This is a genomic window from Pseudoalteromonas sp. T1lg65 (genome assembly GCF_051930985.1).
GTDB lineage: Bacteria > Pseudomonadota > Gammaproteobacteria > Enterobacterales > Alteromonadaceae > Pseudoalteromonas.
This window is the reverse complement of sequence record NZ_CP196837.1, coordinates 2,937,993-2,961,704: the sequence shown is the minus strand read 5'-3', so window position 1 is coordinate 2,961,704 and position 23,712 is coordinate 2,937,993. Positions and strand designations below refer to the sequence as shown.

23 protein-coding genes are annotated in these 23,712 nt (G+C 42.7%); 18 read left to right on the top strand and 5 right to left on the bottom strand.

Going from position 1 to position 23,712, the window contains the following annotated elements; genetic code table 11:
- Nucleotides 1–183: 183 nt before the first annotated feature.
- Nucleotides 184–2,430 (bottom strand): DPP IV N-terminal domain-containing protein, encoded by a 2,247-nt coding sequence (locus ACSLBF_RS13035; protein WP_440053809.1) that lies wholly within the window; start codon nucleotides 2,428–2,430, stop codon nucleotides 184–186.
- Nucleotides 2,431–2,538: 108 nt separating this feature from the next.
- On the opposite strand from ACSLBF_RS13035, the gene ACSLBF_RS13030 reads away from it, so the two are divergent.
- Complete coding sequence (locus ACSLBF_RS13030; RefSeq protein WP_440053808.1) at nucleotides 2,539–2,940, top strand: HIT domain-containing protein; 402 nt, start codon at nucleotides 2,539–2,541, stop codon at nucleotides 2,938–2,940.
- On the opposite strand, the gene ACSLBF_RS13025 is transcribed toward ACSLBF_RS13030, so the two are convergent.
- The gene (locus ACSLBF_RS13025) at nucleotides 2,912–3,385 is read right to left on the bottom strand and encodes a hypothetical protein (protein ID WP_440053807.1); all 474 of its coding nucleotides are present in this window, start codon (nucleotides 3,383–3,385) and stop codon (nucleotides 2,912–2,914) included. The genes ACSLBF_RS13030 and ACSLBF_RS13025 overlap by 29 nt on opposite strands.
- A 198-nt stretch (nucleotides 3,386–3,583) precedes the next feature.
- Between ACSLBF_RS13025 and ACSLBF_RS13020 the strand changes: the two genes are divergently transcribed.
- The 3 genes from ACSLBF_RS13020 to ACSLBF_RS13010 are packed head-to-tail and all read left to right on the top strand — an operon-like array spanning nucleotide 3,584 to nucleotide 4,552.
- Nucleotides 3,584–3,871 (top strand): helix-turn-helix transcriptional regulator, encoded by a 288-nt coding sequence (locus ACSLBF_RS13020; RefSeq protein WP_440053806.1) that lies wholly within the window; start codon nucleotides 3,584–3,586, stop codon nucleotides 3,869–3,871.
- Nucleotides 3,871–4,401, top strand: a complete 531-nt coding sequence (locus tag ACSLBF_RS13015) for a hypothetical protein (protein ID WP_440053805.1) — start codon at nucleotides 3,871–3,873, stop codon at nucleotides 4,399–4,401. The genes ACSLBF_RS13020 and ACSLBF_RS13015 overlap by 1 nt, the downstream gene beginning before the upstream one ends.
- The gene (locus ACSLBF_RS13010) at nucleotides 4,385–4,552 is read left to right on the top strand and encodes a hypothetical protein (protein ID WP_440053804.1); all 168 of its coding nucleotides are present in this window, start codon (nucleotides 4,385–4,387) and stop codon (nucleotides 4,550–4,552) included. Before ACSLBF_RS13015 ends, ACSLBF_RS13010 begins: the two co-directional genes overlap by 17 nt.
- Nucleotides 4,553–4,595: 43 nt before the next feature.
- Here the strand turns inward: ACSLBF_RS13010 and ACSLBF_RS13005 are convergent, their stop codons facing one another.
- Nucleotides 4,596–6,284, bottom strand: a complete 1,689-nt coding sequence (locus ACSLBF_RS13005) for a dipeptidyl-peptidase 3 family protein (protein WP_440053803.1) — start codon at nucleotides 6,282–6,284, stop codon at nucleotides 4,596–4,598.
- A gap of 493 nt (nucleotides 6,285–6,777) precedes the next feature.
- Here ACSLBF_RS13005 and ACSLBF_RS13000 point away from each other — a divergent pair, with 493 nt between their 5' ends.
- Nucleotides 6,778–7,617: an HDOD domain-containing protein gene (locus tag ACSLBF_RS13000; protein WP_440053802.1), complete on the top strand. Its 840-nt coding sequence runs from the start codon at nucleotides 6,778–6,780 to the stop codon at nucleotides 7,615–7,617.
- 40 nt (nucleotides 7,618–7,657) lie between these two features.
- Here ACSLBF_RS13000 and rdgC read toward each other — a convergent pair whose 3' ends face one another.
- Both rdgC and ACSLBF_RS12990 read right to left on the bottom strand, forming a co-directional pair.
- Nucleotides 7,658–8,572, bottom strand: a complete 915-nt coding sequence (rdgC, locus tag ACSLBF_RS12995) for a recombination-associated protein RdgC (protein WP_440053801.1) — start codon at nucleotides 8,570–8,572, stop codon at nucleotides 7,658–7,660.
- Nucleotides 8,573–8,899: 327 nt separating this feature from the next.
- Nucleotides 8,900–10,672 (bottom strand): ATP-binding protein, encoded by a 1,773-nt coding sequence (locus tag ACSLBF_RS12990; RefSeq protein ID WP_440053800.1) that lies wholly within the window; start codon nucleotides 10,670–10,672, stop codon nucleotides 8,900–8,902.
- 194 nt (nucleotides 10,673–10,866) lie between these two features.
- Here ACSLBF_RS12990 and ACSLBF_RS12985 point away from each other — a divergent pair, with 194 nt between their 5' ends.
- The 13 genes from ACSLBF_RS12985 (at nucleotide 10,867) to ACSLBF_RS12925 (ending at nucleotide 23,697) form a co-directional block, all read left to right on the top strand.
- Nucleotides 10,867–11,232: a response regulator gene (locus ACSLBF_RS12985; protein WP_440053799.1), complete on the top strand. Its 366-nt coding sequence runs from the start codon at nucleotides 10,867–10,869 to the stop codon at nucleotides 11,230–11,232.
- Nucleotides 11,233–11,472: 240 nt separating this feature from the next.
- A complete protein-coding gene (gene thrA, locus ACSLBF_RS12980; RefSeq protein ID WP_440053798.1) occupies nucleotides 11,473–13,887 on the top strand; it encodes a bifunctional aspartate kinase/homoserine dehydrogenase I in 2,415 nt (804 codons plus the stop codon).
- Nucleotides 13,888–13,897: 10 nt separating this feature from the next.
- Entirely contained in the window at nucleotides 13,898–14,836 is a 939-nt protein-coding gene (gene thrB / locus ACSLBF_RS12975; protein WP_440053797.1) for a homoserine kinase, read from the top strand.
- Entirely contained in the window at nucleotides 14,833–16,116 is a 1,284-nt protein-coding gene (gene thrC, locus ACSLBF_RS12970) for a threonine synthase (RefSeq protein ID WP_440053796.1), read from the top strand. Before thrB ends, thrC begins: the two co-directional genes overlap by 4 nt.
- Before the next feature lie 258 nt (nucleotides 16,117–16,374).
- Nucleotides 16,375–17,631 carry a serine hydroxymethyltransferase gene (gene glyA / locus ACSLBF_RS12965; RefSeq protein WP_440053795.1) on the top strand — a complete coding sequence of 419 codons (1,257 nt, stop codon included), beginning with the start codon at nucleotides 16,375–16,377 and terminating at the stop codon, nucleotides 17,629–17,631.
- Between the two features lie 156 nt (nucleotides 17,632–17,787).
- Entirely contained in the window at nucleotides 17,788–18,237 is a 450-nt protein-coding gene (nrdR, locus tag ACSLBF_RS12960; RefSeq protein WP_440053794.1) for a transcriptional regulator NrdR, read from the top strand.
- Between the two features lie 29 nt (nucleotides 18,238–18,266).
- The gene (gene ribD / locus ACSLBF_RS12955; RefSeq protein WP_440056233.1) at nucleotides 18,267–19,346 is read left to right on the top strand and encodes a bifunctional diaminohydroxyphosphoribosylaminopyrimidine deaminase/5-amino-6-(5-phosphoribosylamino)uracil reductase RibD; all 1,080 of its coding nucleotides are present in this window, start codon (nucleotides 18,267–18,269) and stop codon (nucleotides 19,344–19,346) included.
- 1 nt (nucleotide 19,347) lies between these two features.
- Nucleotides 19,348–20,004, top strand: coding sequence for a riboflavin synthase (locus tag ACSLBF_RS12950; protein WP_440053793.1), 657 nt, complete (start codon nucleotides 19,348–19,350; stop codon nucleotides 20,002–20,004).
- Between the two features lie 32 nt (nucleotides 20,005–20,036).
- Nucleotides 20,037–21,149 carry a bifunctional 3,4-dihydroxy-2-butanone-4-phosphate synthase/GTP cyclohydrolase II gene (ribBA, locus tag ACSLBF_RS12945; RefSeq protein WP_440053792.1) on the top strand — a complete coding sequence of 371 codons (1,113 nt, stop codon included), beginning with the start codon at nucleotides 20,037–20,039 and terminating at the stop codon, nucleotides 21,147–21,149.
- Between the two features lie 164 nt (nucleotides 21,150–21,313).
- Nucleotides 21,314–21,778 carry a 6,7-dimethyl-8-ribityllumazine synthase gene (gene ribH, locus ACSLBF_RS12940; protein ID WP_010382793.1) on the top strand — a complete coding sequence of 155 codons (465 nt, stop codon included), beginning with the start codon at nucleotides 21,314–21,316 and terminating at the stop codon, nucleotides 21,776–21,778.
- Nucleotides 21,779–21,789: 11 nt separating this feature from the next.
- Entirely contained in the window at nucleotides 21,790–22,200 is a 411-nt protein-coding gene (gene nusB / locus ACSLBF_RS12935; protein ID WP_440053791.1) for a transcription antitermination factor NusB, read from the top strand.
- 43 nt (nucleotides 22,201–22,243) lie between these two features.
- Entirely contained in the window at nucleotides 22,244–23,206 is a 963-nt protein-coding gene (gene thiL, locus ACSLBF_RS12930; protein ID WP_440053790.1) for a thiamine-phosphate kinase, read from the top strand.
- 8 nt (nucleotides 23,207–23,214) lie between these two features.
- Complete coding sequence (locus tag ACSLBF_RS12925; RefSeq protein WP_440053789.1) at nucleotides 23,215–23,697, top strand: phosphatidylglycerophosphatase A family protein; 483 nt, start codon at nucleotides 23,215–23,217, stop codon at nucleotides 23,695–23,697.
- The last annotated feature ends 15 nt before the right edge of the window (nucleotides 23,698–23,712 follow it).

Below are 23,712 nucleotides of genomic sequence, written 5' to 3'. Positions count from 1 at the left end.
CAATCAAAATCGGACTATAACGGCAAAGTTATCAAGATGCTCACGGATTATTTTTATCGACAAGATAAGTAAAAGTAATCGATAAAGAGTGGGTAGGTATTTGTTTTGATTTAATTAATTTGTATTACCAGAATATAGCGGCATGACCTAGTTTGAGTCAATGCCGCAATCTTTAATAAGTTTTTAGTGTTTTGTGTCTTTAGCCTCTACAGCAAAGTGACGATTAAAGAAGTTGGTAATGGTTTGATATAAATGTTGCTGGACTTTTTTGCCACGTAAACTGTGCTTTGAACCCGGGTAAGTCATCATTTCAAAGTGCTTGCCTTGGTCTTGCAGCTGCTTAAATAATTTGGTTGCATGGGTAAATAGTACATTGTCATCGGCCATTCCATGATAAATGAGTAGTGGGCCTTTTAAGCCGTCGGCAAATGGGAATACTGCACTTTGCTCGTATCCTTTAGCATTGGTTTTTGGATGACTTAAATAGCGCTCGGTGTAGTGCGTATCATACAGTGCCCAATCTGTTACCGGTGCACCAGAAACCCCCGCTTTGAAGTAATCACCTGCCTTAAACATGGTCATCAAGGCCATATACCCGCCATAGCTGTGGCCATAAATGCCGATACGCTGAGGGTCGACAAAGTCTAAAGTGCGTAGGTATTCCACGCCTTTAATTTGGTCCGCCACTTCAACAACACCCAATTGTTTATAAATAGGATCTTCAAACTGTTTACCACGATTATATGAACCGCGGTTATCCAATTGAAAAATCACGTAGCCCTGTTGTACAAGGTATTGGTAATACAGGTTGCGTTTATGCCAAGCATTAACGACCCGTTGAGCGTGCGGTCCACCGTAAACACTGACAATGACAGGATGCTTTTGTTGTCTGTTAAGTCTCTTAGGCTTGAATAGACGATAATGTAGGGTTTGGCCATCATCAGCCTTTAACGTACCGTACTCGGGTTCAACCAAATCGCTCAGGTAGGGTGTCAATGGGTGAGAATCATCTAATGCATTTTCTTCAAGCCAAGTGACAAATGAACCGTCTACTTTTCGCAGTGCTACATTTGATGGCAAGTTTATCGCTGAAGCTTTATCGATAAAGGTGCGGTAATCTTCAGCCAGAACAACTTTATGGCCTTTACCTAGCTCGGTAATCCTGCGGATCTTTCCTTTTTTAAATAGAGGAACTTGGTAAAAATGACTTTCAAGTGGGGTGTCTTTTCGGCCAGCAAAGTAAACCACACCTTTTTTCTCATCAACGCCTTTTAAGCTTTCTACAATCCAATCACCAGACGTAATTTGCCTAATTAGTTCACCGCTGATGTTGTAAAGGTAGAGATGTTTGAAGCCATCTCTCTCAGATGCCCAAATAAAGTGCTTTTTGTCCTCTAAAAAGTGCAGATCAAAGTGCAGGTTTATCCATGTATTACTGGTTTCTGTGAGCGCGACTGTTTGTTGTTTCGTGACGCTATCGTAAAAACGTAACTCTAGCTTTTGTTGGGCGCGATCTTGCCATTGATAGGAAAGGGTATTGTGGTCGTTTAACCACTTGGCTCGGGCTAAATAAATGTCTTTATCTTTGCCAAGATCAACCCAATCTATCTGCTGGTTTTCTAGTTTTACCACGCCGAGCTCGATCGTGACATTATTTGTGCCGGTGTACGGATAGCGTTGATTAAATAGCTTGACTTCATCGGCGTAGATTTCATTGCGAATGGCTTCTTCTACCGGACTTTCGTCAATGCGAGTAAAGGCGATTTGTTGTTCATTACCAGACCACCAGTAGCCGGTCATACGAGACATTTCTTCTTGAGCAACAAATTCAGCCATACCATTTTTTATTGTGCCGCCACCATCTTTGGTTAACTGAATTTCTTTACCATCTTTGAGTGAGATAGCAAATAGGTTTTGTTCACGTATAAACGAGACGTAATTACCTTTTGGTGAGAATTTAGCATCGGTTTCAAATGCTTCTGTATTTGTTAACTTGTGACTTTTTCCTGAAGCTAAATCGTAGTAGTACAGATCGCCGTTTATAGGAAACAGTAACAACTTTCCATCTTTCGACCATTGATACTCTAAAATACCTTGACCAAAAATACGTTGTCTTTCACGACGCGCTTTTTCTTCGTCAGACAAGTTTTCAGCACCGGAAAATACGGCTTGAGAGTCTACTAGCAGGCGTTTGCTATTGTCTTTAAGGTTGTATTCCCAAAGGTCGTAGCGGTTGTAATCTTCTTTTTTGCCTTGTAAGTAAGTGACTCGGCTACCATCAGGAGAAAACTTTAACTTAGTCGGTGCTTTCCCTGATAAACTGGGATCATCAAAAAGACGCTCTAATGTTAGCGGTTGAGCATTTGAAGCAGTTGCAGTAACAACCACTGGAAGTGCCAATAACAGCTGCTTGAATAATTGTACTTTCACGCTGATTTCCATTGTATATTTATGTGGCAAAGATAGTAAGTAACAAGCTTTTCAATATCAACCTGTTGAGATAGAGTGCCAATAGAAATAACCCCTGAAGGTGTAAACATGGCATTTTGTTTAGCAAAAGAACTGCAACGTGACTGTATTGAAATAGCGCATTGGCCGTTGTGTAAAGTGTTGTTGATGAATGACAATCAATATCCGTGGTTTATTTTGGTTCCTCAAGTTGAAGGCGTAAAAGAAATCGTCGACTTATCGGATGCGCAACAGCAAACCTTTTGGCAGGAGTCTGCAAAACTAAGTCGGCTAATTAAGGCGGTGTATAATCCCGATAAGCTTAATGTCGCGGCGCTTGGTAATATGGTACCTCAGCTGCATGTACATCATATTGCACGTTATCAAACCGATGTCGCATGGCCAAAGCCTGTTTGGGGCTTATTTCCAGCGAAGCCTTATACCGAGGCCCAACTACAGCAGCTTAGGCAGCGCCTAGATCAAGCTTTGTAACTTGAGGAGCACTTTGCTCAAATATCTGGTGATTTCCCCCTGCCGAGAACACTCTATTTAACAGACTCCAGCATCCCTCTGCTGGAGTTAAACGTGCAAGTACTTCGTGGCTTTCGAGCCGAGGATAAGGTAATTCACTGCCATTAAAGACGGCGATCATTGGGCCGGTATTTCTTCTGCTAACGATTACCATGATCAGTAGGCTACTGCTTTTCAAGGTGACTTCATTGTCTAATCGTAATTGCTTACAGCTAAAAAGCTGAGATTCAGAAACACAGATAGGGAGCAAGTCATATTCTTGGTCGAGCAATTGTGAGCAACAGCTTGAAGGAGCGCTGGTGGCTGAATATTGCAAGCTATGCTGCTGCAACCAAATATTCCGTATCTTCTGCTTACAGGTTAGTAAATCAGTTAGCTGTCGCGGTTGTCCTTGTAGACCTGTCATTTTTGTTCTATGTAATTTTTTGGTGTATTTAATGTTACACATCTCAGGATGAAAATATTCCTAATGCAGACTAAATATGATTTATATGAATATTTTGGTATTTTATTTTGTTTGCATAAAATTAACATTTAAATTAACATTTGCGGTGGTCAATGTGGGTTTTGACCTTATGGTTTTGGGCTTTTAAACGGATGTAAAATGAAATCTGGGGAACGCAACAATAAGTCGTACAGTGTCAAACGAGACATTCAAGCCTCGATTCGTAAATTACGTCAAGGCGTTAACTTGTCGCAAAATGAGCTTGCGAAAAAAATGTCGACGCCAGTAGATCAGTCGACAATTTCGAACTGGGAAAGTGGAAAAACGGACATCACTGTGTGGCAGTTGTTAGATATACTGATGATCTGTGGCAAGGACTGGTCCACTTACTTTGGTTTATTACAGAGTAAAAAGCTAAATAAGGAAGAAAAGCGAGAGGTAGAATAGTGAGTTTTAACTATACGGATTTAGCAAGTTTAATAGCGATCATCGCAGGCCTATTGTTAACTTGGAAGAGTCTTAATGCTAGATGGTTGTTTTTTGTGTTGGTGTTTTTACAGTGTCTGGAAATCATTACTCATCCTTTCACCATTAATTGGACTCAGCACTATTATCTGTGGTGCGTACTACTGGGTTCCTTGTTACCTTTATCTTTGATTTTTAGAAACGCGATCGCTTACTACCTTTCAGAAACTTTGGACTCTGACTATTTCAGAAGCATTCAAAAAAGCTATCAATTAACCCCCTTAGAGTGTGCTTTTATTGTCATCTATCTTATTTCTGCCGTTTTTCACTTCTCGGTGTGGCTAGAGATTCAGCTATATATGGCTCACATTATTGATAATGTGTTTTTGTACACCTATGTCTGGGAAGGTTTTCAAATAACGGCTCAGTGCTTAGAGATTATGGCGATGTTGACATTTATCATGACGGAAAGAAAATCAATGAAAAGGTTTGAGCATGAAGAGGCTCTTTAGTAAAAAGCAGCTTAAGTCGATTTTTGGTGGTAATACAGGTGGTGAGTTTAAACCTGAGTTACCGAATAGAAAAGGTTCAGGCGACTCAGAGCTTTCTGAATCAGGACCTGATGAATCAACGTCGCGACAAGCGTCACAGAACGGCCTTTAACAATAAGATACAAGCCACAGTGATCACTGTGGCTTGTTGTTTATTATAGCCCGAGTACCTGCTTACCTTGTTTAAAGGTTACATCCACAGGAATGTTAGCATTGGCTAGCTTTTCCAGATCGGCTTTAAGTTCAGATTTAATATCACCATGGGTGGCGATAAGTTGATCTACTTTTTGGTAGTCGCCATCACCTTGCAGGGTCAGAATTAGATTTGAAAGCTTCTCCATCGCTGCGCCCATTTGTTCCATATTTACTTGATACAGGCCTTGCTCATTTTTAGAAAAAGCCCCTTCATCTTTGAAAAAGTTAAAACGGATCATGTTAGCTTTACCGTGGGCGCTTGATGCACCAAAACGCACTGAACGGAATATACCAGCCATAAACGTGACATAGTAATCTTCCAGTGTACCTTCGGTGATTTCACCTTTTTTCAACAGCTGCTCAACCATATACAGACCGAGAATATCCGCCTTGCCTTCTTCAAGCGCACTGGCGTGCTCTTGTAGCGATTGACGGACGGTACCTTTACCTGTAATGGTATTTTTAATGCCAAGACCATGCGCGACTTCGTGGAACATTGTGTTGGCAAAGAAAGCGTCAAAAGTAATATGTTTACGTTGCTCAGGTACAATTAACTGATCGGCAATAGGTACTAATATTTTGTCGAACTTAGCACGCATGGCATTTTTAAGTTGTAAGCGACGCGTGCCTTTTTGTAGTTGCACTTCTTCATCGTTTGGAAGGTTAATTGCGATGGTTTTACTACCTGCATTAGAGTGGCCAGCGTAGTAGATAACATCGTAGGCGTTCAGATCAGCATCGGAACCCGGTATTTCTTGCTTATACTTTTCAGCGACAGGTAGGCCCGTTTGTAACTCAGGTAAAAAGGCTGCGAATTTAGCTAATCGCTCGCTCCACGCTAAGTCTTTCACAAGTACATAAGATTCAAAGGCCGCTCTGTAGCCAAATAGTTGATCCTCATAAGTTTCAATCGGACCGATCACAACATCTATAGGGTTATTCTTCATGTCCATCCAAGCAAAATCGGATGGCTGATATTCATTACTTAATAACGCTTCCGCTCTTAGGTTCAAGTAATTTGCAAACTCTTTATCTACAGCGAGTTTACTGGCTTTACGTAATAAATCAGCAGCTTTATTTAGCTCATCTTTAAAAGCTTCAGAGTAGGGAACACTATATAAGTCGCCTTTTTCGTTGCGGCGAATGAGAGAGTATAAACCGGTTTTATCTTTGACATCGGCGTTGTTTAATTCTTCTTTGCTGATGTCACTTGGATAAAATTCTGCGCCAAGTGCCTTTTCTTCAAATCCGGATAAGAATACTTTATCGCCGTTTAATCTGTCCCATGGACCATAGTTAATGTCTGCAAAACGGCGAACTTGTTCGTCGGTGATTTTAGTTAAGAAAGAGTCTTTTTCTTCGCCAAAAGCCTGTTTCCAAAACAAGTCATCCATAATGACAGAGGCATCGATAAGTAATCCAAGCATTTGTTTTTGATTTTCGCTCAAGTGGCTCAAATCGGTTTGCAGTGTTACCGGTGTATAGATATCAAGTCTGTCACGTGCGGTATCGACAAGTTGGTATCCTGACGCAGCTTTAGTGGATGCTTGTTCTTGCACTGTTTTTGTTGACGTTGATGGCTCTGAACAGCCGACTGTTAAAAATGAGGTTGCCAATGCAATGGCGATAGAAATAGTAGTGCGCTTCATTTATTTTCCTTTATTTCTTATTCGAGCAACTAACCTCAGCTGCGGATAAGCGAATTTGTCCAACAATGCTATTTTGCCCGCTCTTTACGTCGTTTCCCTTGGCAATAGCAGCCATTACTTCGAGAAAACACTTTGATTTTAAACAATGTACCATCATTGGATACGAATAATCGCGTGGTTGAAACATATACTGTTTCAAACTGCCAACCCAAGCCTGAAGTTAGCTAAAAGGTGCGTTTTAGTTGTGTTGATACCTTACATCATCTCAAAAAAATATGCTGTACTTTGCGGGAGATTTATTGATGTGTTTTGTCATCAGTGCGGATGATTAGCATCATCTTTTAACTGAATGAAAAATCATGCAACTTCATATAATTGTTGCTATCAATGGGATCGCGCATTATTTTTAAGTCGTAGCTTAACTTTCAAAGCATGTTAGACAATACTAAGAGTAAGCCCACCCATAAGAGCCTAATTATTAAGGACTGAGTGCATGTCAACTGAAAACGCTTTATTAACGATTCTGACCGATCGAATTAATAATGATACGTTAGTGCTACCTACGTTACCTGAAGTTGCCGTTCGAGTAAGGCAAGCCGCAGACGATCCTGAAGTGAACTTAATGCAGATGGCAGATGTTATCTCACATGATCCTGCGCTATCAGCCCGAATGATAAAAGTCGCGAACAGCGCAATGATGGGACGCTCGGTAAAAGTGAATACACTCAATCAAGCGGTGACACGAATTGGCCTTAGACAGATTAAAAACATTGCGACAGCAATGGCCATGGAGCAACTGTTTGTTTCCAACAACAAGTTAATTAAAACCTACATGGACAAGGCCTGGAAAAAGACACTGAAAGTGGCTTGCCAAGCTATCACAACCATGGATTTTTACTTGCGAGTAAACAAGCATACGTCATTGAACCGAGACACGATTACCTTAGCCTCGTTGGTATTTAATATTGGTGTGCTGCCTATTTTAACAGAAGCCGAACGACACCCAGAGGTATTTGCTAATCCGAGTTTTTTAGCGCATGCGATTCAAAAGCTTGGTGGAAAAATTGGCGGTGCTATCATGAGAGAATGGGGATTTACCGACGAGTTTGTTGAAGTGGCAGAGTGCTGGGCGAATCCAAATTACCGACCTGAGCACGTATGTTATGTTGATTTTATTCGAGTGGGTGCAATCGTCGAAGGGATTTTACAGGTATCTGATAAGGCCACAGCTTTACAACAATATGAAGACAAAGGAGTGATACGAGCTGTCGACTTTTTCGCTTCGGATACGTATTTAGATGTACTACAAGATGTGAGAAGTATGTTCGAATAATCGTTGCTGCACTCACCGTGAGGTAAGTGCAGCAAACGGGTTATTCAGCAATAGCGCTGTCGTCACCTAGTCCCACCGTTAACTCTTCGAGTAATTCTTTAATCTCTTCTGAGACCAAAATGAAATCGGCATCGAGTTTTACTGCGAGATCTTCTTTCGGAATGTCTGCATTTTGCTCTTTTAATGCTTCAGCGTAATTTAGGCGTTTTAACGTACCATCATTTTGTAAAATGAACTTAACGCGTTCGCGCCAGTCTAGGGCTAGTTTCGTGACTTGTTTACCGTTGGCTAAATGGGTTTTGACCTCTTCTGATGACAAGTCGTGTTGCTTTAGTTTAACTTGGGCGCCACTATCATCCGCTTCTTGAAGCTCTGCATCGTTGCCTATAGCAAAACCCTCAGGTGCATTGAATTCAGTTAGCCAGTGGGTAAGTTGTAACTGTAAATCGTAATTCGCAAAAGCAGGAACAACAGGAAGGGTGCCAAGAGACTTGCGTAGTAAAGCCAACAATTCTTCGGCTTTGTTGAAGCTCGAGCTATTTACAATAACCCAGCCTTTAGCTTGGTCGATAATAGCAAATTGTAGGCTCGATTTTTTAAAGGCTTGTGGCAATAAAGTAGCAAGAATATTTTCTTTTAACTCATCTTTTTCTTTCTTCTTCACTGGACGGTTTTCTTGCTGCTCTATTAGTTCTACCTTTTCTGCCACCATATCGTTGATCACCGAGGCTGGTAGTACTTTTTCTTCCCGTTTAGCACACACTAAAATGCTATTTTGAGAAAAGTGTGAAAGCATTTGACCGTGTTTACCAAATGCTTTTGTCCACCCAAAAGAGGTCATGTCTTGGCTTCCACAAGGCTTGAATGTGTCTTGCTCTAATGCCTTTTCGAAATCTTCTTGCGCGTAGCTAACGTCTTGTTTGAACTTGTAGCAAATAAGGTTGCTGAACCACATAAAATAGTCACCCAAAAGAGAAATGGCGCTCATCATAGCAGATCAATTGGCGCTTCTTCAAAGTGCAAAATCAGTTATACCAATCCGCTTGACTAAGTGGTCTATTTTGAAGCAAGAAAACCTTGTCGATAGTTCCGCTCTCGCGTCCTGCTACCGCTAAGGTACCTACATCCATGTAGGCAAGGCAAAAATTTCGTTACTTAGTGTTCTAAATGAGAAATTCTTAACGCAGCTATCGTCAGGTTTAATCTTTCAAAATGAGTAAGTGTTATCTCAGCTGCTGTTGAAAATATAAACAAGGAGGAAACAACCCTGTACTTTTGGTTGTTAACCTTGGCCCATGTTGAATATTGCCATCGGCTTTTGCAGATCTTTTGGAAAACTAATGTTATAGGTCAGACCTTTACCTTGTTCGCTACTTACTTCAATGTCACCATTGAGTGTTTGCTTAACCAAGTTAAAGGTGATGTGTGTACCGAGACCACTACCACCCTGATCTCTTTTGGTGGTGAAGAAGGGGTCGAATAATTTTTCAAGCTGAGTTTGTGAAACACCTTTTCCATTGTCTTTATAGATGATGTTTACTTTTCCTTGCTCTTCGGTGATAAGGATATCAATTTGCCCATTATCCATGTTTTCGAAACCATGGATCAGCGAATTCATTATCAGGTTAGTAAAAATCTGGCTGATTGCACCCGCCGGTAAATTTAAAGTCATCGAGTCGGGGCATTCCACGTTAATAACATGCTTGGTTTTTTTCAGCTTAGGGTGCAGTGAGCGGATCACTTCACCTAAATATTGCTTAAAGTTGATTTGTCTTATCGCTTCACTTGCTTGGTCAACGGCAATCTGTTTGAAACTTGCGACCAATTCCGAGGCCCGGTCTAAGTTTGTGGTGAGTAAGCTGGCGCTCTGTTTGGCCTCACTAATAAACTCTTCTAGTGCCTTAGGTGACAGCGTTTTATTGGTGTACGCTGCTTCTAATTGATCCAGCCGCTCTTGAAGAAACGAAGTCGCAGTAACGCCAATGCCAACTGGGGTGTTGATATCGTGGGTAATACCAGCAACAAGTCCACCAAGCGCAGCCATTTTCTCCGAACCAACCAAACGCTCTTGTGCCATGTTTAGTTCATCAACATATTTCTCTAGTTCTTTTTGTTTTGTCAGTAATTCTTCTTCGGTTTGTTTTCTTAAATCAATCTCTTCGGTAAGCGTGAGTTTTTGTTTTTCAAGCTCATATTTTTGTTGTTGTAAATCCATCATAGCCTGACTAAGGTTCGATGTTTTTCTAGCAACTTCTTGTTCTAGCTGAATATTGTGTTGATCTAATTTTTCATTACTTATGAGCAACTCTTTTTGAGTTTGGTCGAGCTTTTTGCGGTATTCAGCGACTTTATCAATCAGCTTGTTAAAAGCTTCTTCCATGACTTTGAGTTCATTGCGCTCTTTGGTGCCGATATCAATTTTGTGTCCATCGACGTTATCGATTTCAAACTCTTCGATTTGATCGGTAAGGTCACTCAAAGGTTCGGTTAACAGCTTTCTAAAGGCTATCAAGAACAAGATGATTAAAAATGTGGTTTTAATCATCGCATTACCAATCAAAAAGTAGATCGAGATCATGATACGACTGAAAACCACTTCGCGGCTTGAAAATAATGTTACGTCGCCAACTTGGGTTGCACGTCCAGAAAACTCGAAAATTAATGGAAACGTGTAACCAAATAAACCGGAGGGAGTGTCTTCGATGATCGCTTCTTCTTGCACCAATTGCTGGCTGTACAGCTCCTGAATATCCAACGAGCGCCCCAGTTGGGAAATGATTTCACCACTGTCATCTCGGACAATGATGCCTTCAATCATTGGAATGGCCAGTAACCCCTCTGCGGTGGTGACGGTTTGCTTAGTGTTTAGCTCCCAGATAGCTCTCGTTAAGCTACGGCTAAAGGTTTTTTGCAACATCGTCAGTTCATTGCGGATGTAGTCCTTCGTGTTGACATATTCTGCAACAATTTGGCCGCAAGTCACGACGAAGGTTAGCAAGAAGTAAACCGACAATACGTTCGTAAGCAACTTTTTTGATAAGCTTTTTTGCAGCATGAAATCGCCGGAGCTCCCAAGAGAAGTTTATTGCAAGACACAATCTGTTTTTAAAGTTAGCTAATAAATGGTTAAAAATAAATAATTATCTTCATTAATTCTATACTTCAATGCCTTACGGAGGCCTATTTTATATGATATAAGAAATAATATGGCCTCAGTCATTCAATGTTGCGTTAATTAAGAGTCGCTTTATGAGCTTTTCAGTCTTAGTGTGTGATGATTCGACCGTTGCGCGTAAACAGGTAATAAAACACCTGCAACAGGCCCTTGATGTGGAAATATTTCAGGCGGCAAACGGAGTCGAAGCTGTTGAATTATTATTGCAGCAACAGATAGATCTGCTTTGCCTTGATTTAACCATGCCCCAACTTGACGGCATTGGTGTGTTGGAAGCGATTAAAACACACAGAATAGAATGCTTTGTTGTTGTTATTTCGGCAGATATCCAAAAGCAGATGAAACAAAAAGTTATCGAGTTTGGCGTACTCGACTTTTTAGAGAAGCCAGTGTCACCCCAACAGCTGCTAACGTTATTAGATGAATTTGGCATCCGCTAAGAACATTATGTCTTTTCGTCTGGGATTATGATTTTTTTGCATAATTAATTTTTCTTTAACTTATTGACAGCGTGTACACAAATCAGGCAAGCTAAAATTATGAAAAAGATTACTGTAATTACGACCATTATTACCACCACCATCCTTTCGGGATAGTGGCATAGGTCGGTGCATGTTTAGAAAAGGCCTGTGTTCACTACGAACACAGGCCTTTTTTGTTTTTGGAATGAGGAAAAGTTAATGCGAGTGTTAAAGTTTGGGGGCTCATCCCTAAAAGATTTTGAATGTCTACAGCAAGTCCGTGAGCTAATTAAAGTGCATGGTCAGCCACAGTCACTAGTTGTACTATCGGCGCCAGGAGGGATGACAGATCAGTTAGTTGAACTCGTCGAGTTGGCGGAATCCGGTGCTGATTATGATGCCCAGTGGCAAGTGCTGAATGCGCGTTGTGAGCAGTTACGAGGTCAAGTGCAGGCAGTGTATGGCAATATCAGTGATTGGCCAGATTTTGCCAAGCTTAGTGATTGTCTGGCGGGAATTAAGTTACTCAAACAGTGTCCAGAAGGGACAAAAGCATTCGTGATTAGCTTTGGTGAACGTGTTAGTGTTGCACTGATGACAAGCATGCTGCAGCACGATGCATTGATGTTGAGTGCTGAGAGTTGCGTAAAAACTCAAGGTGGCTACCTTGATGCTGAAGTGGATTTAAAGCTCAGCAAATTATGCTTTGCTGAAGTACTAAAAGCGCAGTCCGCGCAGTTTTATGTGATGGCTGGTTTTACTGGAAGTAATGAAGCAGGTGAATTAACAACGCTTGGTCGCAATGGTTCGGACTACTCAGCCGCAGTCGCAGCCGCCTGTGTGGAAGCCGAAGTTTGTCAGATTTGGACCGATGTTGATGGTGTATACAGCGCAGATCCAAGACTCATCAAAAAAGCCACTAAAGTCGACGTCTTGTCTTACAAAGAAGCCATGGAGCTTTCTTATTTTGGTGCAAAAGTACTTCATCCTAAAACTATCTTACCTTGTGCTAAGGCCAATGTTCCTTGTGAGATAAAAAATACTCATGCGCCAGAAGTCCCCGGGTCGATGATTTGTGCGCAAGGCGGCGGTGATGCACCAGTGAAAGCACTATCAAGCCTCGATAAATTGGCCATGCTAACAGTGTCAGGACCGGGGATGAAAGGTAAAGTCGGTATGGCAGCAAAAGTATTTTCTGCGTTAGCTGCTGATAACGTATCCATAGTGCTAATCACTCAATCCTCTTGTGAATTTAGCATCAGTTTTTGTGTCCATGAACAAGATTTATCATTGGCATTGTCTGCGTTAGAACTGGCGTTTGAGTTGGAGAATCAGGCTGGTTTGATTGAACCAATTGAAGTGCAGCGTAATCTGGCTATTGTTACTTTGGTGGGTGACAATATGAAAGCGCACAAAGGACTAGCGGCAAAGTTCTTCGCGTCACTTGCGCAAGCCCAAGTTAATATCGTTGCTATCGCACAAGATTCTACTGAGAGCGCAATATCTGCAGTGGTAGATGGCGAACTTTGCCAAGACGCGGTGAAAGTCTGCCATGAAAACTTTTTCACCCATGTGCCGTCCATTGATGTATTTTTGGTTGGTTGTGGCTTGGTGGGACAGGAGCTTATCAAGCAGTTTCATAAGCAACAAGATTGGTTGGAATCGAGAAATATTCGTCTAAACCTGTACGGCGTTGCAAACTCAAGAAAATGTTATCTCAATTCTGACGGTGTACCTTTTGACAATTGGCAGCTGGCGCTTGATCAAGCGCAGTCCAGTTTCGATTTGGCTGAATTAAGTCACTTTGTTAAGCAAAATCACTTAATAAATCCAGTGATCGTTGACTGTAGTGCTTCGCAGCAAGTTTCTGATAATTATCTCGACTTCTTAAATGCGGGTTTCCATGTTGTTGCTGCAAATAAAAAGGCCAATACTGGCAGTTATGAATATTACCAGCAGCTACAACAAGCAGCTCAAGCTAAGCGTCGTCATTTCTTGTATGAAACCAATGTTGGTGCCGGGTTACCGGTATTAGATAACCTCAAGCTACTGTTTGGTGCGGGTGACGAATTACTGTCGTTCAACGGTATTCTATCTGGTTCACTGTCGTATATTTTTGGTGTGCTGGAAGATGGCTTGTCACTTTCAGAGGCTACGAACAAAGCAAAGCTTAGTGGATTTACTGAGCCTGACCCAAGAGATGATTTATCAGGAACTGATGTCGCTAGAAAGCTACTTATCATTGCACGTGAGTCTGGCCTACCGCTGGAGTTAAGCGATATCGAAGTTGAGTCAGTGTTACCCAAAGGGTTTGCCGAGGGAGCAGATGTTGATGCCTTTATGGAGCAGCTTCCAAGTCTGGATACGGCTTTTGCTGAGCGAGTTGCCGCTGCTGCTGCACAAGGCAAAGTACTGAGATATGTCGGTTCTATTGAGCATGGCAAATGTCGTGTAGGCATCGAAGCAGTTGATAAAAATCATGCGCTTTATGATATTCGTGATGGTGAAAATGCCTTAGCGATTTTGAGTCAGTATTATCAGCCGAAGCCCTTTGTGATCAGAGGTTATGGTGCCGGAGCAGAGGTCACATCAGCCGGTGTATTTGCAGATATCCTGAAAACCTTATCACGCTAGAGGTAACTAAATGAAAACGTTTTACGCACCAGCATCAATGGGTAACTTCTGCGTCGGGTTTGATGCATTAGGCGCTGCAATCCAACCTATTGATGGCAGTTTACTCGGTGATCAGGTCAGTATTGAACAAGCAGAACAAGACGCTTTTAGTTGTATCGGCCCTTATGCGACTAAGTTGTCGGGTGATCCAAAAGATAACTTAGCCTATCAATGCTTATTACATTTTCGAGCGCATGTCGCACCTAACATGCCATCGGTGGCAATGACATTACATAAAGGCTTGCCTGTCGGCTCAGGCTTGGGCTCTAGTGCATGTTCCGTGGTCGCAGCATTTGCGGCTTTGAATGATTTTGCAGGTACCCATCTATCTACAGAAGAACTGTTAGAGTTGATGGCCGATTTTGAGGAAAAAGTCAGTGGTGGTCGTCATTACGACAACATTACTCCGTGTTTTTTAGGTGGTTTGCAGCTTACCGCAGAATGTATACCCGGTAAGGCGATGCCGGTTCTAGACGACCAAAGCTGGTTATACGTCATTGCATATCCGGGTTTCGCTTTAAATACCGCCAAAGCGAGACAAGCATTGCCCAAGACTTTCTCAACCCATGACACGGTAGAGTTTGCACAGCGTTTGTCGGGTTTTTGTATGTTGATGCAGTCAGGACAATATGATTTAGCATTGAGCATGATGAAAGACACCATTGCGGAGGAAGCACGTGCGCCACTAATAAAAGGTTTTAGCGAAGCTAAAGCTGCGTTACCTGATATTGGTGCAGAGCTAGTTAGTATTTCGGGTGCTGGGCCAACACTATTTGCACTGTGCAAAACAGAACAAGCTGCCACAGAGGTGAAAGCTTGGTTAGACAATAACTATATTAATGAAGCTGGATTCAGTCATATTTGTAAACTGGACCATTTAGGCACAAGAGAATTGGGGAATGAGTCATGAAGTTAGTTAATTTAAAGGATGCACAGCAACAAGTGTCGTTTACTGAAGCGGTAAAAATAGGATTAGGGCGCAATCAGGGCGTATTCTTCCCAGAATCATTCCAGCCTTTGGCTGATGTCGATGCGTTACTAGACAAACCATTTGCTGAGCGAAGCACTGAGATTCTGTATCATCTTATTGGTGATGAACTGCCAAAAGATACGTTATCTGAAATGGTTCAGCGTGCTTTTAATTTCCCGGCAAAATTGGTGGCTGTTGATGACACTCACTACTGTCTTGAGCTGTTTCATGGTCCCACTTTAGCATTCAAAGACTTTGGTGGGCGATTTATGGCGGAATGTATCAGTCTGTTTAATCAAGGCGAACGGGTAACAATTCTTACTGCCACAAGTGGTGATACCGGTGCCGCTGTTGCACATGCGTTTTACAATAAACCCAATGTTGATGTGGTTATTCTCTATCCAGAGGGCAAAATATCATTGGCTCAACAGAAGCTGTTTACAACGCTTGGCGGTAACATTCACTGTTACGCGGTGAAAGGTAGTTTTGATGATTGTCAGGCAATGGTTAAATCGGCGTTTCTAGACGATGAACTAAAACAAACGCTCGGCTTGAATTCAGCTAACTCAATTAACATCAGTAGGCTGGTAGCTCAAGTGTGTTACTACTTTGAAGCAGTCGCTCAGTTACCCAAAGAGAAGCGTGGCAAAGTCCATGTTTCAGTGCCTAGCGGTAATTTTGGTAATGTTTGTGCGGCGATGATAGCAGCGGCGCTGGGGTTACCGGTTGCTAAACTGAGTGCGACGACCAACCAAAATGATACCGTACCACGTTATCTCGATTCTGGTGAGTGGGCACCAAACGCCACGCTTGAATCACTTTCCAATGCCATGGATGTGAGTAAACCTAATAACTGGCCACGTGTCGAAACCATGCTTGAGCGAGGTGATTTTAATAAACATGACTTTTATTCACGTTCAGTCGATGAGGATGTCACTCAGTCTGTGATGAAGCAGCTTCATGAGCAAGGGTACTTGGCTGAACCTCACACCGCGATAGCTTATCAAGGTTTAGTGCAAGATATGGATGCAGATGCCTGTGGCGTTTTTCTCGCTACAGCTCACCCAGCTAAGTTTAAAGAGTCAGTGGAAGCTGTTTTAAATCATCAGCTTGATATGCCAAAAGTGTTGACTGATGCGCTGTTAAAGCCCTGCCTTGCCGAGCCATTACAGGCCGACTACGAGTCATTAAAACAGGCTGTGATGAATAAAATAAGTTAATGTTGGTTAACCCTTGAAGTGAGGATGTTTTGTGCTTCAGGGGTTCACTTATTTGCTCTATATTATCATTTCAAATATAACCTTCTTGGTTACATAATAAATTTTAATGTTTAAATAAAAAAATATCATCGCGATAGGGGTGTGAAATAATTTCAATCCCTGCTTAAATATGCCCATGCTGATTTCGTCGTCAATTGGTTGCTTTTTGCTCCGCTAAATCGATGACAAAAACTATTTTACGTTTACCTAGGAGAAACCATGTTAGAACGTAACATGAACATCGCAGACTTTGATCCAGAACTATTTGCAGCTATTTCAGCTGAAACGGCTCGTCAAGAAGAACATATCGAACTTATCGCTTCAGAAAACTACTGTAGCCCGCGAGTGCTAGAAGCGCAGGGATCACAGCTGACGAACAAATACGCAGAAGGTTATCCAGGTAAGCGTTATTACGGTGGTTGTGAACACGTTGATGTGGTTGAGCAACTAGCTATTGACCGCGCATGCGAACTATTTGGTTGTGATTACGCTAACGTTCAACCACATGCTGGTTCACAGGCGAATGCTGCGGTATTCCAAGCACTACTTCAACCACATGACACTGTTCTGGGCATGAGCCTAGCGCACGGCGGTCACTTAACGCACGGTTCGCACGTAAATTTCTCTGGTAAAACGTACAATGCAATTCAGTACGGCTTAAATGAAGAAACGGGTGAAATTGACTACGCACAAGTCGAAGCATTAGCGCTTGAGCATAAGCCAAAAATGATCATCGGTGGTTTTTCTGCTTATTCTGGTATCGTTGATTGGGAAAAATTCCGTGAAATCGCTGACAAAGTAGGTGCTTACCTTCTTGTTGATATGGCGCACGTTGCAGGTTTGGTTGCCGCTGGTATTTATCCAAGTCCGGTTCCTCACGCACACGTTGTGACTACAACAACACACAAAACACTGGCTGGTCCTCGCGGTGGTTTAATCATTTCAAACTGTGGTGACGAAGACATCTACAAGAAGTTAAACAGCGCAGTATTCCCTGGCGGCCAAGGTGGCCCTTTGTGTCATGTCATTGCAGCAAAGGCTGTGGCATTCAAAGAAGCGCTACAAGACGACTTTAAATCTTATCAACAGCAAGTGGTTAAAAATGCCCAAGCGATGGTTGCAGTGCTTCAAGAGCGTGGCTACAAAGTGGTTTCTGGTAAAACGGATAACCACCTATTTTTGCTAGATTTGATCGACAAAGACATCACTGGTAAAGATGCTGATGCTGCACTAGGTAGAGCAAACATCACCGTAAATAAAAACTCTGTGCCTAACGATCCGCGTTCACCGTTCGTTACTTCAGGTCTTCGTATTGGTTCACCAGCGATCACACGTCGTGGTTTTAAAGAAGCTGAGTCAAAAGAACTGGCGGGTTGGATCTGTGACGTACTAGACAATATCACTGATGAGTCAGTGCAAGCACAGGTGAAAGAAAAAGTTAAAGCGATTTGTGCTAAATTCCCTGTTTACGCATAAATTCGCTCACATCTGACGCGTTTTTTGTTATGATTAAGGCCGCAAATAAGCGGCCTTTTTTGTTGTTAATGCAATGAGGTTGCTAGATTTAGCCGGGCTAAACTTAAGACTTTTACTTTAAGCAATAAAAGTTAGCCAAACATAACGAGAACACCTATGCATTGCCCATTCTGTACAGCAAAGGAAACCAAAGTGATAGATTCACGTTTGGTGGCTTCCGGTTTTCAGGTTCGCCGTCGTCGCGAATGTATTCTTTGTCATGAGCGCTTTACCACGTTTGAAGGTGCTGAGCTGGTTATGCCTCGCGTAATCAAACAAGATGGTACCCGTGAGCCTTTCAATGAAGACAAATTACGTAACGGCATGCAGCGAGCGTTGGAAAAACGGCCAGTTAGTACAGAACAAATTGAAGACGTAATCCTGCGCATTAAATCTCAGATCCGTGGCACGGGAGAGCGAGAAGTATCCAGTGACCTCATCGGTGAGTGCATTATGGAAGCGCTTAAAAAGCTCGATAAAGTTGCTTACGTTCGTTTCGCCTCGGTGTATCGGTCATTCGAAGACATTAGAGAATTTGGAGAAGAAATCGCGAGGTTAGGAGATTGACTACGTTCTCTGAGGATGACCGTCGATTTATGCGTCGTGCTATCACCTTGGCTGAACGCGGACAATTCACCACAACGCCTAACCCAAATGTGGGCTGCGTGATTGTCAAAGATGGCGAAGTCGTCGGTGAAGGTGCCCACATGAGAGCTGGCGAAGGTCATGCAGAAGTGCATGCACTTAATGCCGCTGGAGACAAAGCAAAAGGCGCAACAGCCTATGTCACTTTGGAGCCTTGTAGCCATTATGGTCGTACACCACCGTGCGCTGAAGGATTAATTAAAGCCGGCGTCAGTCGAGTGATTGCAGCTATGGTGGATCCCAATCCTCAAGTTTCTGGACGAGGCTTGGCAATGTTAAATGCCGCAGGTATAAAAACCGCTTCAGGGTTATTTGAGCAATCAGCACGTGCACTTAACAAAGGCTTTTTCAAGCGCATGGAACATGGCTTACCCTTTGTAACCTGTAAACTCGCCGCTTCCATTGACGGTAAAACGGCGCTCAGTAATGGTCAAAGTAAGTGGATAACTTCACCACAAGCGCGTGCCGATGTGCATTTAGAAAGAGCCAAAAGCTGTGCCATTTTGACCGGTGCCGATACGATACTTGTAGACAACGCTATGCTCAATGTCAGACTGTGCGAGGCGCAGCTAGCTGGTTATCCGCAACCGGAAGTGAGACAGCCAACACGGGTGATTATTGACTCACAAAACCGTTTAACGCCAGAACTGGCCGTGTTCAAAATTGACTCACCAGTTATTATTTTCAGAAAAAGCATTGATAATAAGCAACAATGGCCGCATTTCGTAAAGCAAATTGAAGTGCCATGCTGCGGCGACAAACTCGATTTGCTTGCTGTACTAAAGACGTTAGCGTCATTGCAATTTAATCAAGTGTGGTTAGAAGCTGGCGCAACTTTGTGCGGTGCTATGCATGAGCAAAACTTACTCGACGAATATGTGTTATATTTTGCCCCGAAATTGATAGGTACAGGTAAATCCTTGTTCAATACGCTTGAGCTTGAAGATATGTCACAAGTCTCGGAGCTGGAATTTGCAAACATAAGCCAAGTCGGACCCGATATTAAAATTGTCGCGAGGAAAAAGAATTAATATGTTTACTGGTATTATCGAAGCGACCGGCGTATTGAAAGAATTAACGCTAAAAGGTGGAGATCTCGCACTGAGAGTGCAGAGCCATAATTTAGATATGAGCGATGTTCAACTAGGCGACAGTATCGCGACCAATGGCGTATGTTTGACCGTAGTGGCTAAACACAGTGATGGTTTCAGTGCCGACGTATCTAACGAGACGTTGGGGTTAACGCGGTTTAGTCAGTATCAAAAAGGCCAAAAGGTAAATTTAGAAAAAGCCTTACAAGCCACTTCTCGACTGGGTGGACATTTGGTATCTGGACACGTTGATGGCATTGCTGAGATTGTGTCAAGCAATAGCAATGGTCGAGCAACTGAATATTGGTTGCAAGCGCCAGAGAACTTAATGAAATATATTCCGTATAAAGGATCGGTCGCTATTGATGGAATTAGCTTGACGGTTAATGCGGTCGAGAAAAACCGTTTTAAACTCACCATTGTTCCTCACACCGCACAAGAAACAACCATTGCGGACTTTAAAGTAGGAACTAAGGTCAATCTGGAAGTAGATCAAATCTCGCGCTACCTTGAAAGATTAATTCAAGGTCAATCGAGCGCTGCCAGCGAATCCACTCTCACAACCGGTTTATTGGCTAAAGCTGGCTTTATTAAATAATTAGTCATAGACAAAGTAAAAATGGGAAAGCTATGAATTTAAATAGTGCTGAGGAAATTATCGCGGACATTAAAGCCGGTAAAATGGTGATTTTAATGGACGATGAGGACAGAGAAAATGAAGGCGATTTAATCATCGCCGCAGAGCATATTACACCTGAAGCCATCAACTTTATGGCGACCTATGGTCGAGGCCTGATTTGCTTAACCATGACCCAAGAACGTTGTGAGCAATTAAATTTACCGCTGATGGTAAAAAGCAACGGTGCGCAATTCTCTACCAACTTTACTTTGTCTATTGAAGCTGCAAAAGGGGTAACCACGGGTATCTCAGCGGCAGATAGAGCGCGCACAGTGCAAGCTGCTGTTGCTAAAGGTGCTGTGCCAGGAGACATCGTTCAGCCGGGTCATATTTTCCCAATCATGGCTAAACCGGGTGGCGTATTAACCCGTGCTGGGCATACCGAAGCAGGATGTGACCTAGCACGTTTAGCTGGTCTGGAGCCATCGTCTGTGATTGTTGAAATCCTTAACCCTGACGGCACTATGGCACGACGTCCTCAGCTTGAAGTGTTTGCAAAAGAACACGGCATTAAAATCGGCACCATTGCGGATCTGATCGAATATCGTAACCTAAACGAAACTACGATAGAAAAAGTGGCTGAGTGTAGCTTGCCCACGGAGTATGGCGAGTTTAATTTAGTAACCTATAAAGACACAATCGATAATCAGCTTCACTACGCGTTGGTTAAAGGTGAAGTTAAACCGGAAGAAGCACAGCTGGTTAGGGTTCACTTACAAAGCACTTTCAATGATATCTTGTTGTCAGACCGAAGTGCTGATAGAAGTTGGACGCTACATAGTGCGATGAAACACATTGCAGAAAACGACGGTGTACTCATCATCTTAGGCAAGCAAGAAAAAACCGAAGATCTTGAAATGCTCGTTAAAGCCTTTGCTTCAGAAGATGCAGGTGAAAAGGTCAACTATAGAAAGTTCCAAGGAACATCAAGAACCGTTGGTGTCGGCTCGCAGATTCTGGCTGATTTAGGCGTATCAAAAATGCGCTTGATGAGCTTACCGAAAAAGTACCATGCACTTTCTGGATTTCATCTAGAAGTGGTTGAATACGTAGAACCGCAATAAAGTAATCACTCATCCGCAACGGCATCTTGTACGCTGATTTTACCCATAAAGAATACGGTGAAACAGATGCCTTTGCTGGTATTAATGCAGTAGGCGATTTGCTTTAAACTATGCTATTATGCGCGTCAATTTGGCAATTGCTCATATAGATTTAGGAATATCTAATGAAAATAATCGAAGGTAATAAATACGCTCCTGGCAAAAAATTTGCCATTGTCATTTCTCGTTTTAATGATTTCATTGGTAGCAGCTTATTAGAAGGTGCTGTGGATGAGCTAAAACGTACCGGTGGCGTTAAAGATGAAGACATCACCGTAGTATACGTACCTGGAGCAGTAGAGTTACCACTAGCAGCGAAGCGCGTAGCCATGAAAAAAGAGCATGACGCTATCATCGCACTAGGTGTGATTATTCGTGGTGGAACGCCGCACTTTGATTTAGTGGCGAATGAGTCAAACAAAGGCTTAGCAAGCGTTTCTCTAGATTATGATATTCCAGTTGCATTCGGTGTACTAACCACAGAAAGCATTGAGCAAGCCATTGAACGTGCGGGCACCAAAATGGGCAACAAGGGCGGCGAAGCTGCACTTGGTGCACTAGAAATGGTGAACGTGCTAGAGCAAATTTAAGAGGAATCTAAGTGAAACCAGCAGCTAGACGCAAAGCACGTGTACTTGCTTTACAAGCCATCTATTCTTGGCAGTTAAGCGGCAATCCTATTGCCGATATCGAACAACAAATGTTGATCGAAAACGATGTTACTAAAGTAGACGTTGAATACTTTAAAGACTTAGCACGTGGCGTAGTGGTGAACCAAAAGCAACTTGACGAGTTGATCAAACCGCATTTAGCTCGTCCTTTTGATGAGCTTGATATGGTTGAGCGCGCAGTTCTTCGTGTTAGTGCATACGAATTGAAATTCCGCGAAGATGTACCATACAAAGTTGCTATCAATGAAGGTATTGAATTAGCGAAAATATTTGGTGCTGAAGAAAGCCACAAGTTCGTTAATGGTGTACTTGATAAAGCCGTTAAGTTTATTCGCAAGTAAATTTGACAGCTAGGAGAGCCGGCCTTGGCCGGCTTTTTTGTGTATGAAAGAATTTGAGTTAATCAATAGCTATTTCAAGGGCCGTGGTATTCAGCGTCGTGACGTTGACCTCGGTATCGGTGATGATTGCGCATTGATTTCTGTGCCAGCAGATAGACAATTAGTGGTCACAACAGACACGCTGGTTGCGGGTGTGCATTTTTTTCATGATGTTCCGCCTAGGGCTTTAGGGCATCGCTGCGTTGCTGTTAATTTGAGCGACCTAGCGGCAATGGGGGCAGAACCTGCTTGGCTATCAGTAGCACTTACATTACCAAAAGCGGATACCACCTGGCTGGAGGAATTTACCGCAGGAATGCACGAAATTGCCGAGTACTATAACGTACAAATTGTTGGTGGAGATACAACTCAAGGACCACTCAGTATTACGTTGTGTGCTAAAGGCACAGTACCGACGGGCAAGGCTATCACCCGCTCAGGAGCAAAGATCGGCGATTGGATCTATGTGACAGGCACGTTAGGTGATGCGGGGCTTGCGATTGAAGCTCGCAAAAAGCAACTATCCGTCGAGCCGCAGCACTTAAAAGCGGCACAACAAAAATTCCATTACCCCACACCGAGAGTTGCAGCAGGGCAAGTGCTCAGAGGGATTGCTTCATCTGCAATGGATATCTCTGATGGATTGTTAGCGGATATTAAACATATCCTCAAACAGTCAAAAGTCGGGGCGAAAATCCATGTTGAAAAAATCCCGATGTCTGCGGCGTTAAAATTAAGCTTAGATAAACAGCAAAGAGAAAAGCTAGCGCTGAGCTTTGGTGATGATTATGAGCTGCTATTTACGGTCTCTGATGAAAAGAAAAGCATGCTGCACACACGGTTGCAACAATATGGTGTTGATATCACCTGTATTGGGCAAATCACGGCAAACAAAGAGCGGGTTGAGCTATTAGAAAATGGCAAGCAATATCAGTTCAGCGGTACTGGTTTTGAACATTTTAGTTAGGAGAAAGTTTGAAGAAGTCTTTAGCGTTCAACTTAAAACGCCCACATCAATTTTTGGCTTTAGGTTTTGGCCTAGGGCTAGCTAAAAAAGCTCCCGGAACGTTTGGCACGCTAGGGGCGCTACCTTTTATCTTTTTAACTGAAACGACACCTATTTGGGCTCAGTGCCTTGTGGCACTACTCCTTTCACTTGCTGGCATCTGGCTATGTGGTAAAACCGCGGAAGATGTGAATGTTCACGATCATCCTGCAATCGTGTGGGACGAAATAGCAGGGTTTTACATTACGATGATAGGCACAGCTTTAAGCTGGCAATCTTTACTGATAGGCTTTATTTTGTTCCGCTTTTTCGACATAGTAAAGCCTGGGCCAATTCGCTTGTTAGATAAAAAGTTACATGGTGGCTCAGGGATCATGCTAGACGATGTGTTAGCAGGCATTTTTTCATTGATTTGTGTTCAGGCTTTGTTTAAAACTGGCATTTTGGTCTAATACCAATTGCATTAA

Bases quoted from the DNA above. Each gene is read 5' to 3' on its own strand.
- ACSLBF_RS13005 (WP_440053803.1), bottom strand. From the start codon at position 6,284: ATGAAGCGCACTACTATTTCTATCGCCATTGCATTGGCAACCTCATTT.
- ACSLBF_RS13020 (WP_440053806.1), top strand. From the start codon at position 3,584: ATGAAATCTGGGGAACGCAACAATAAGTCGTACAGTGTCAAACGAGAC.
- thrC (WP_440053796.1), top strand. From the start codon at position 14,833: ATGAAGTTAGTTAATTTAAAGGATGCACAGCAACAAGTGTCGTTTACT.
- ribBA (WP_440053792.1), top strand. From the start codon at position 20,037: ATGAATTTAAATAGTGCTGAGGAAATTATCGCGGACATTAAAGCCGGT.
- ACSLBF_RS13030 (WP_440053808.1), top strand. From the start codon at position 2,539: ATGGCATTTTGTTTAGCAAAAGAACTGCAACGTGACTGTATTGAAATA.
- ACSLBF_RS12985 (WP_440053799.1), top strand. From the start codon at position 10,867: ATGAGCTTTTCAGTCTTAGTGTGTGATGATTCGACCGTTGCGCGTAAA.
- ACSLBF_RS12990 (WP_440053800.1), bottom strand. From the start codon at position 10,672: ATGCTGCAAAAAAGCTTATCAAAAAAGTTGCTTACGAACGTATTGTCG.
- rdgC (WP_440053801.1), bottom strand. From the start codon at position 8,572: ATGTGGTTCAGCAACCTTATTTGCTACAAGTTCAAACAAGACGTTAGC.
- ACSLBF_RS13010 (WP_440053804.1), top strand. From the start codon at position 4,385: ATGAAGAGGCTCTTTAGTAAAAAGCAGCTTAAGTCGATTTTTGGTGGT.
- thiL (WP_440053790.1), top strand. From the start codon at position 22,244: ATGAAAGAATTTGAGTTAATCAATAGCTATTTCAAGGGCCGTGGTATT.
- ACSLBF_RS12950 (WP_440053793.1), top strand. From the start codon at position 19,348: ATGTTTACTGGTATTATCGAAGCGACCGGCGTATTGAAAGAATTAACG.
- nrdR (WP_440053794.1), top strand. From the start codon at position 17,788: ATGCATTGCCCATTCTGTACAGCAAAGGAAACCAAAGTGATAGATTCA.
- ACSLBF_RS13000 (WP_440053802.1), top strand. From the start codon at position 6,778: ATGTCAACTGAAAACGCTTTATTAACGATTCTGACCGATCGAATTAAT.
- ribH (WP_010382793.1), top strand. From the start codon at position 21,314: ATGAAAATAATCGAAGGTAATAAATACGCTCCTGGCAAAAAATTTGCC.
- glyA (WP_440053795.1), top strand. From the start codon at position 16,375: ATGTTAGAACGTAACATGAACATCGCAGACTTTGATCCAGAACTATTT.
- thrA (WP_440053798.1), top strand. From the start codon at position 11,473: ATGCGAGTGTTAAAGTTTGGGGGCTCATCCCTAAAAGATTTTGAATGT.
- thrB (WP_440053797.1), top strand. From the start codon at position 13,898: ATGAAAACGTTTTACGCACCAGCATCAATGGGTAACTTCTGCGTCGGG.
- ribD (WP_440056233.1), top strand. From the start codon at position 18,267: ATGCGTCGTGCTATCACCTTGGCTGAACGCGGACAATTCACCACAACG.
- ACSLBF_RS13025 (WP_440053807.1), bottom strand. From the start codon at position 3,385: ATGACAGGTCTACAAGGACAACCGCGACAGCTAACTGATTTACTAACC.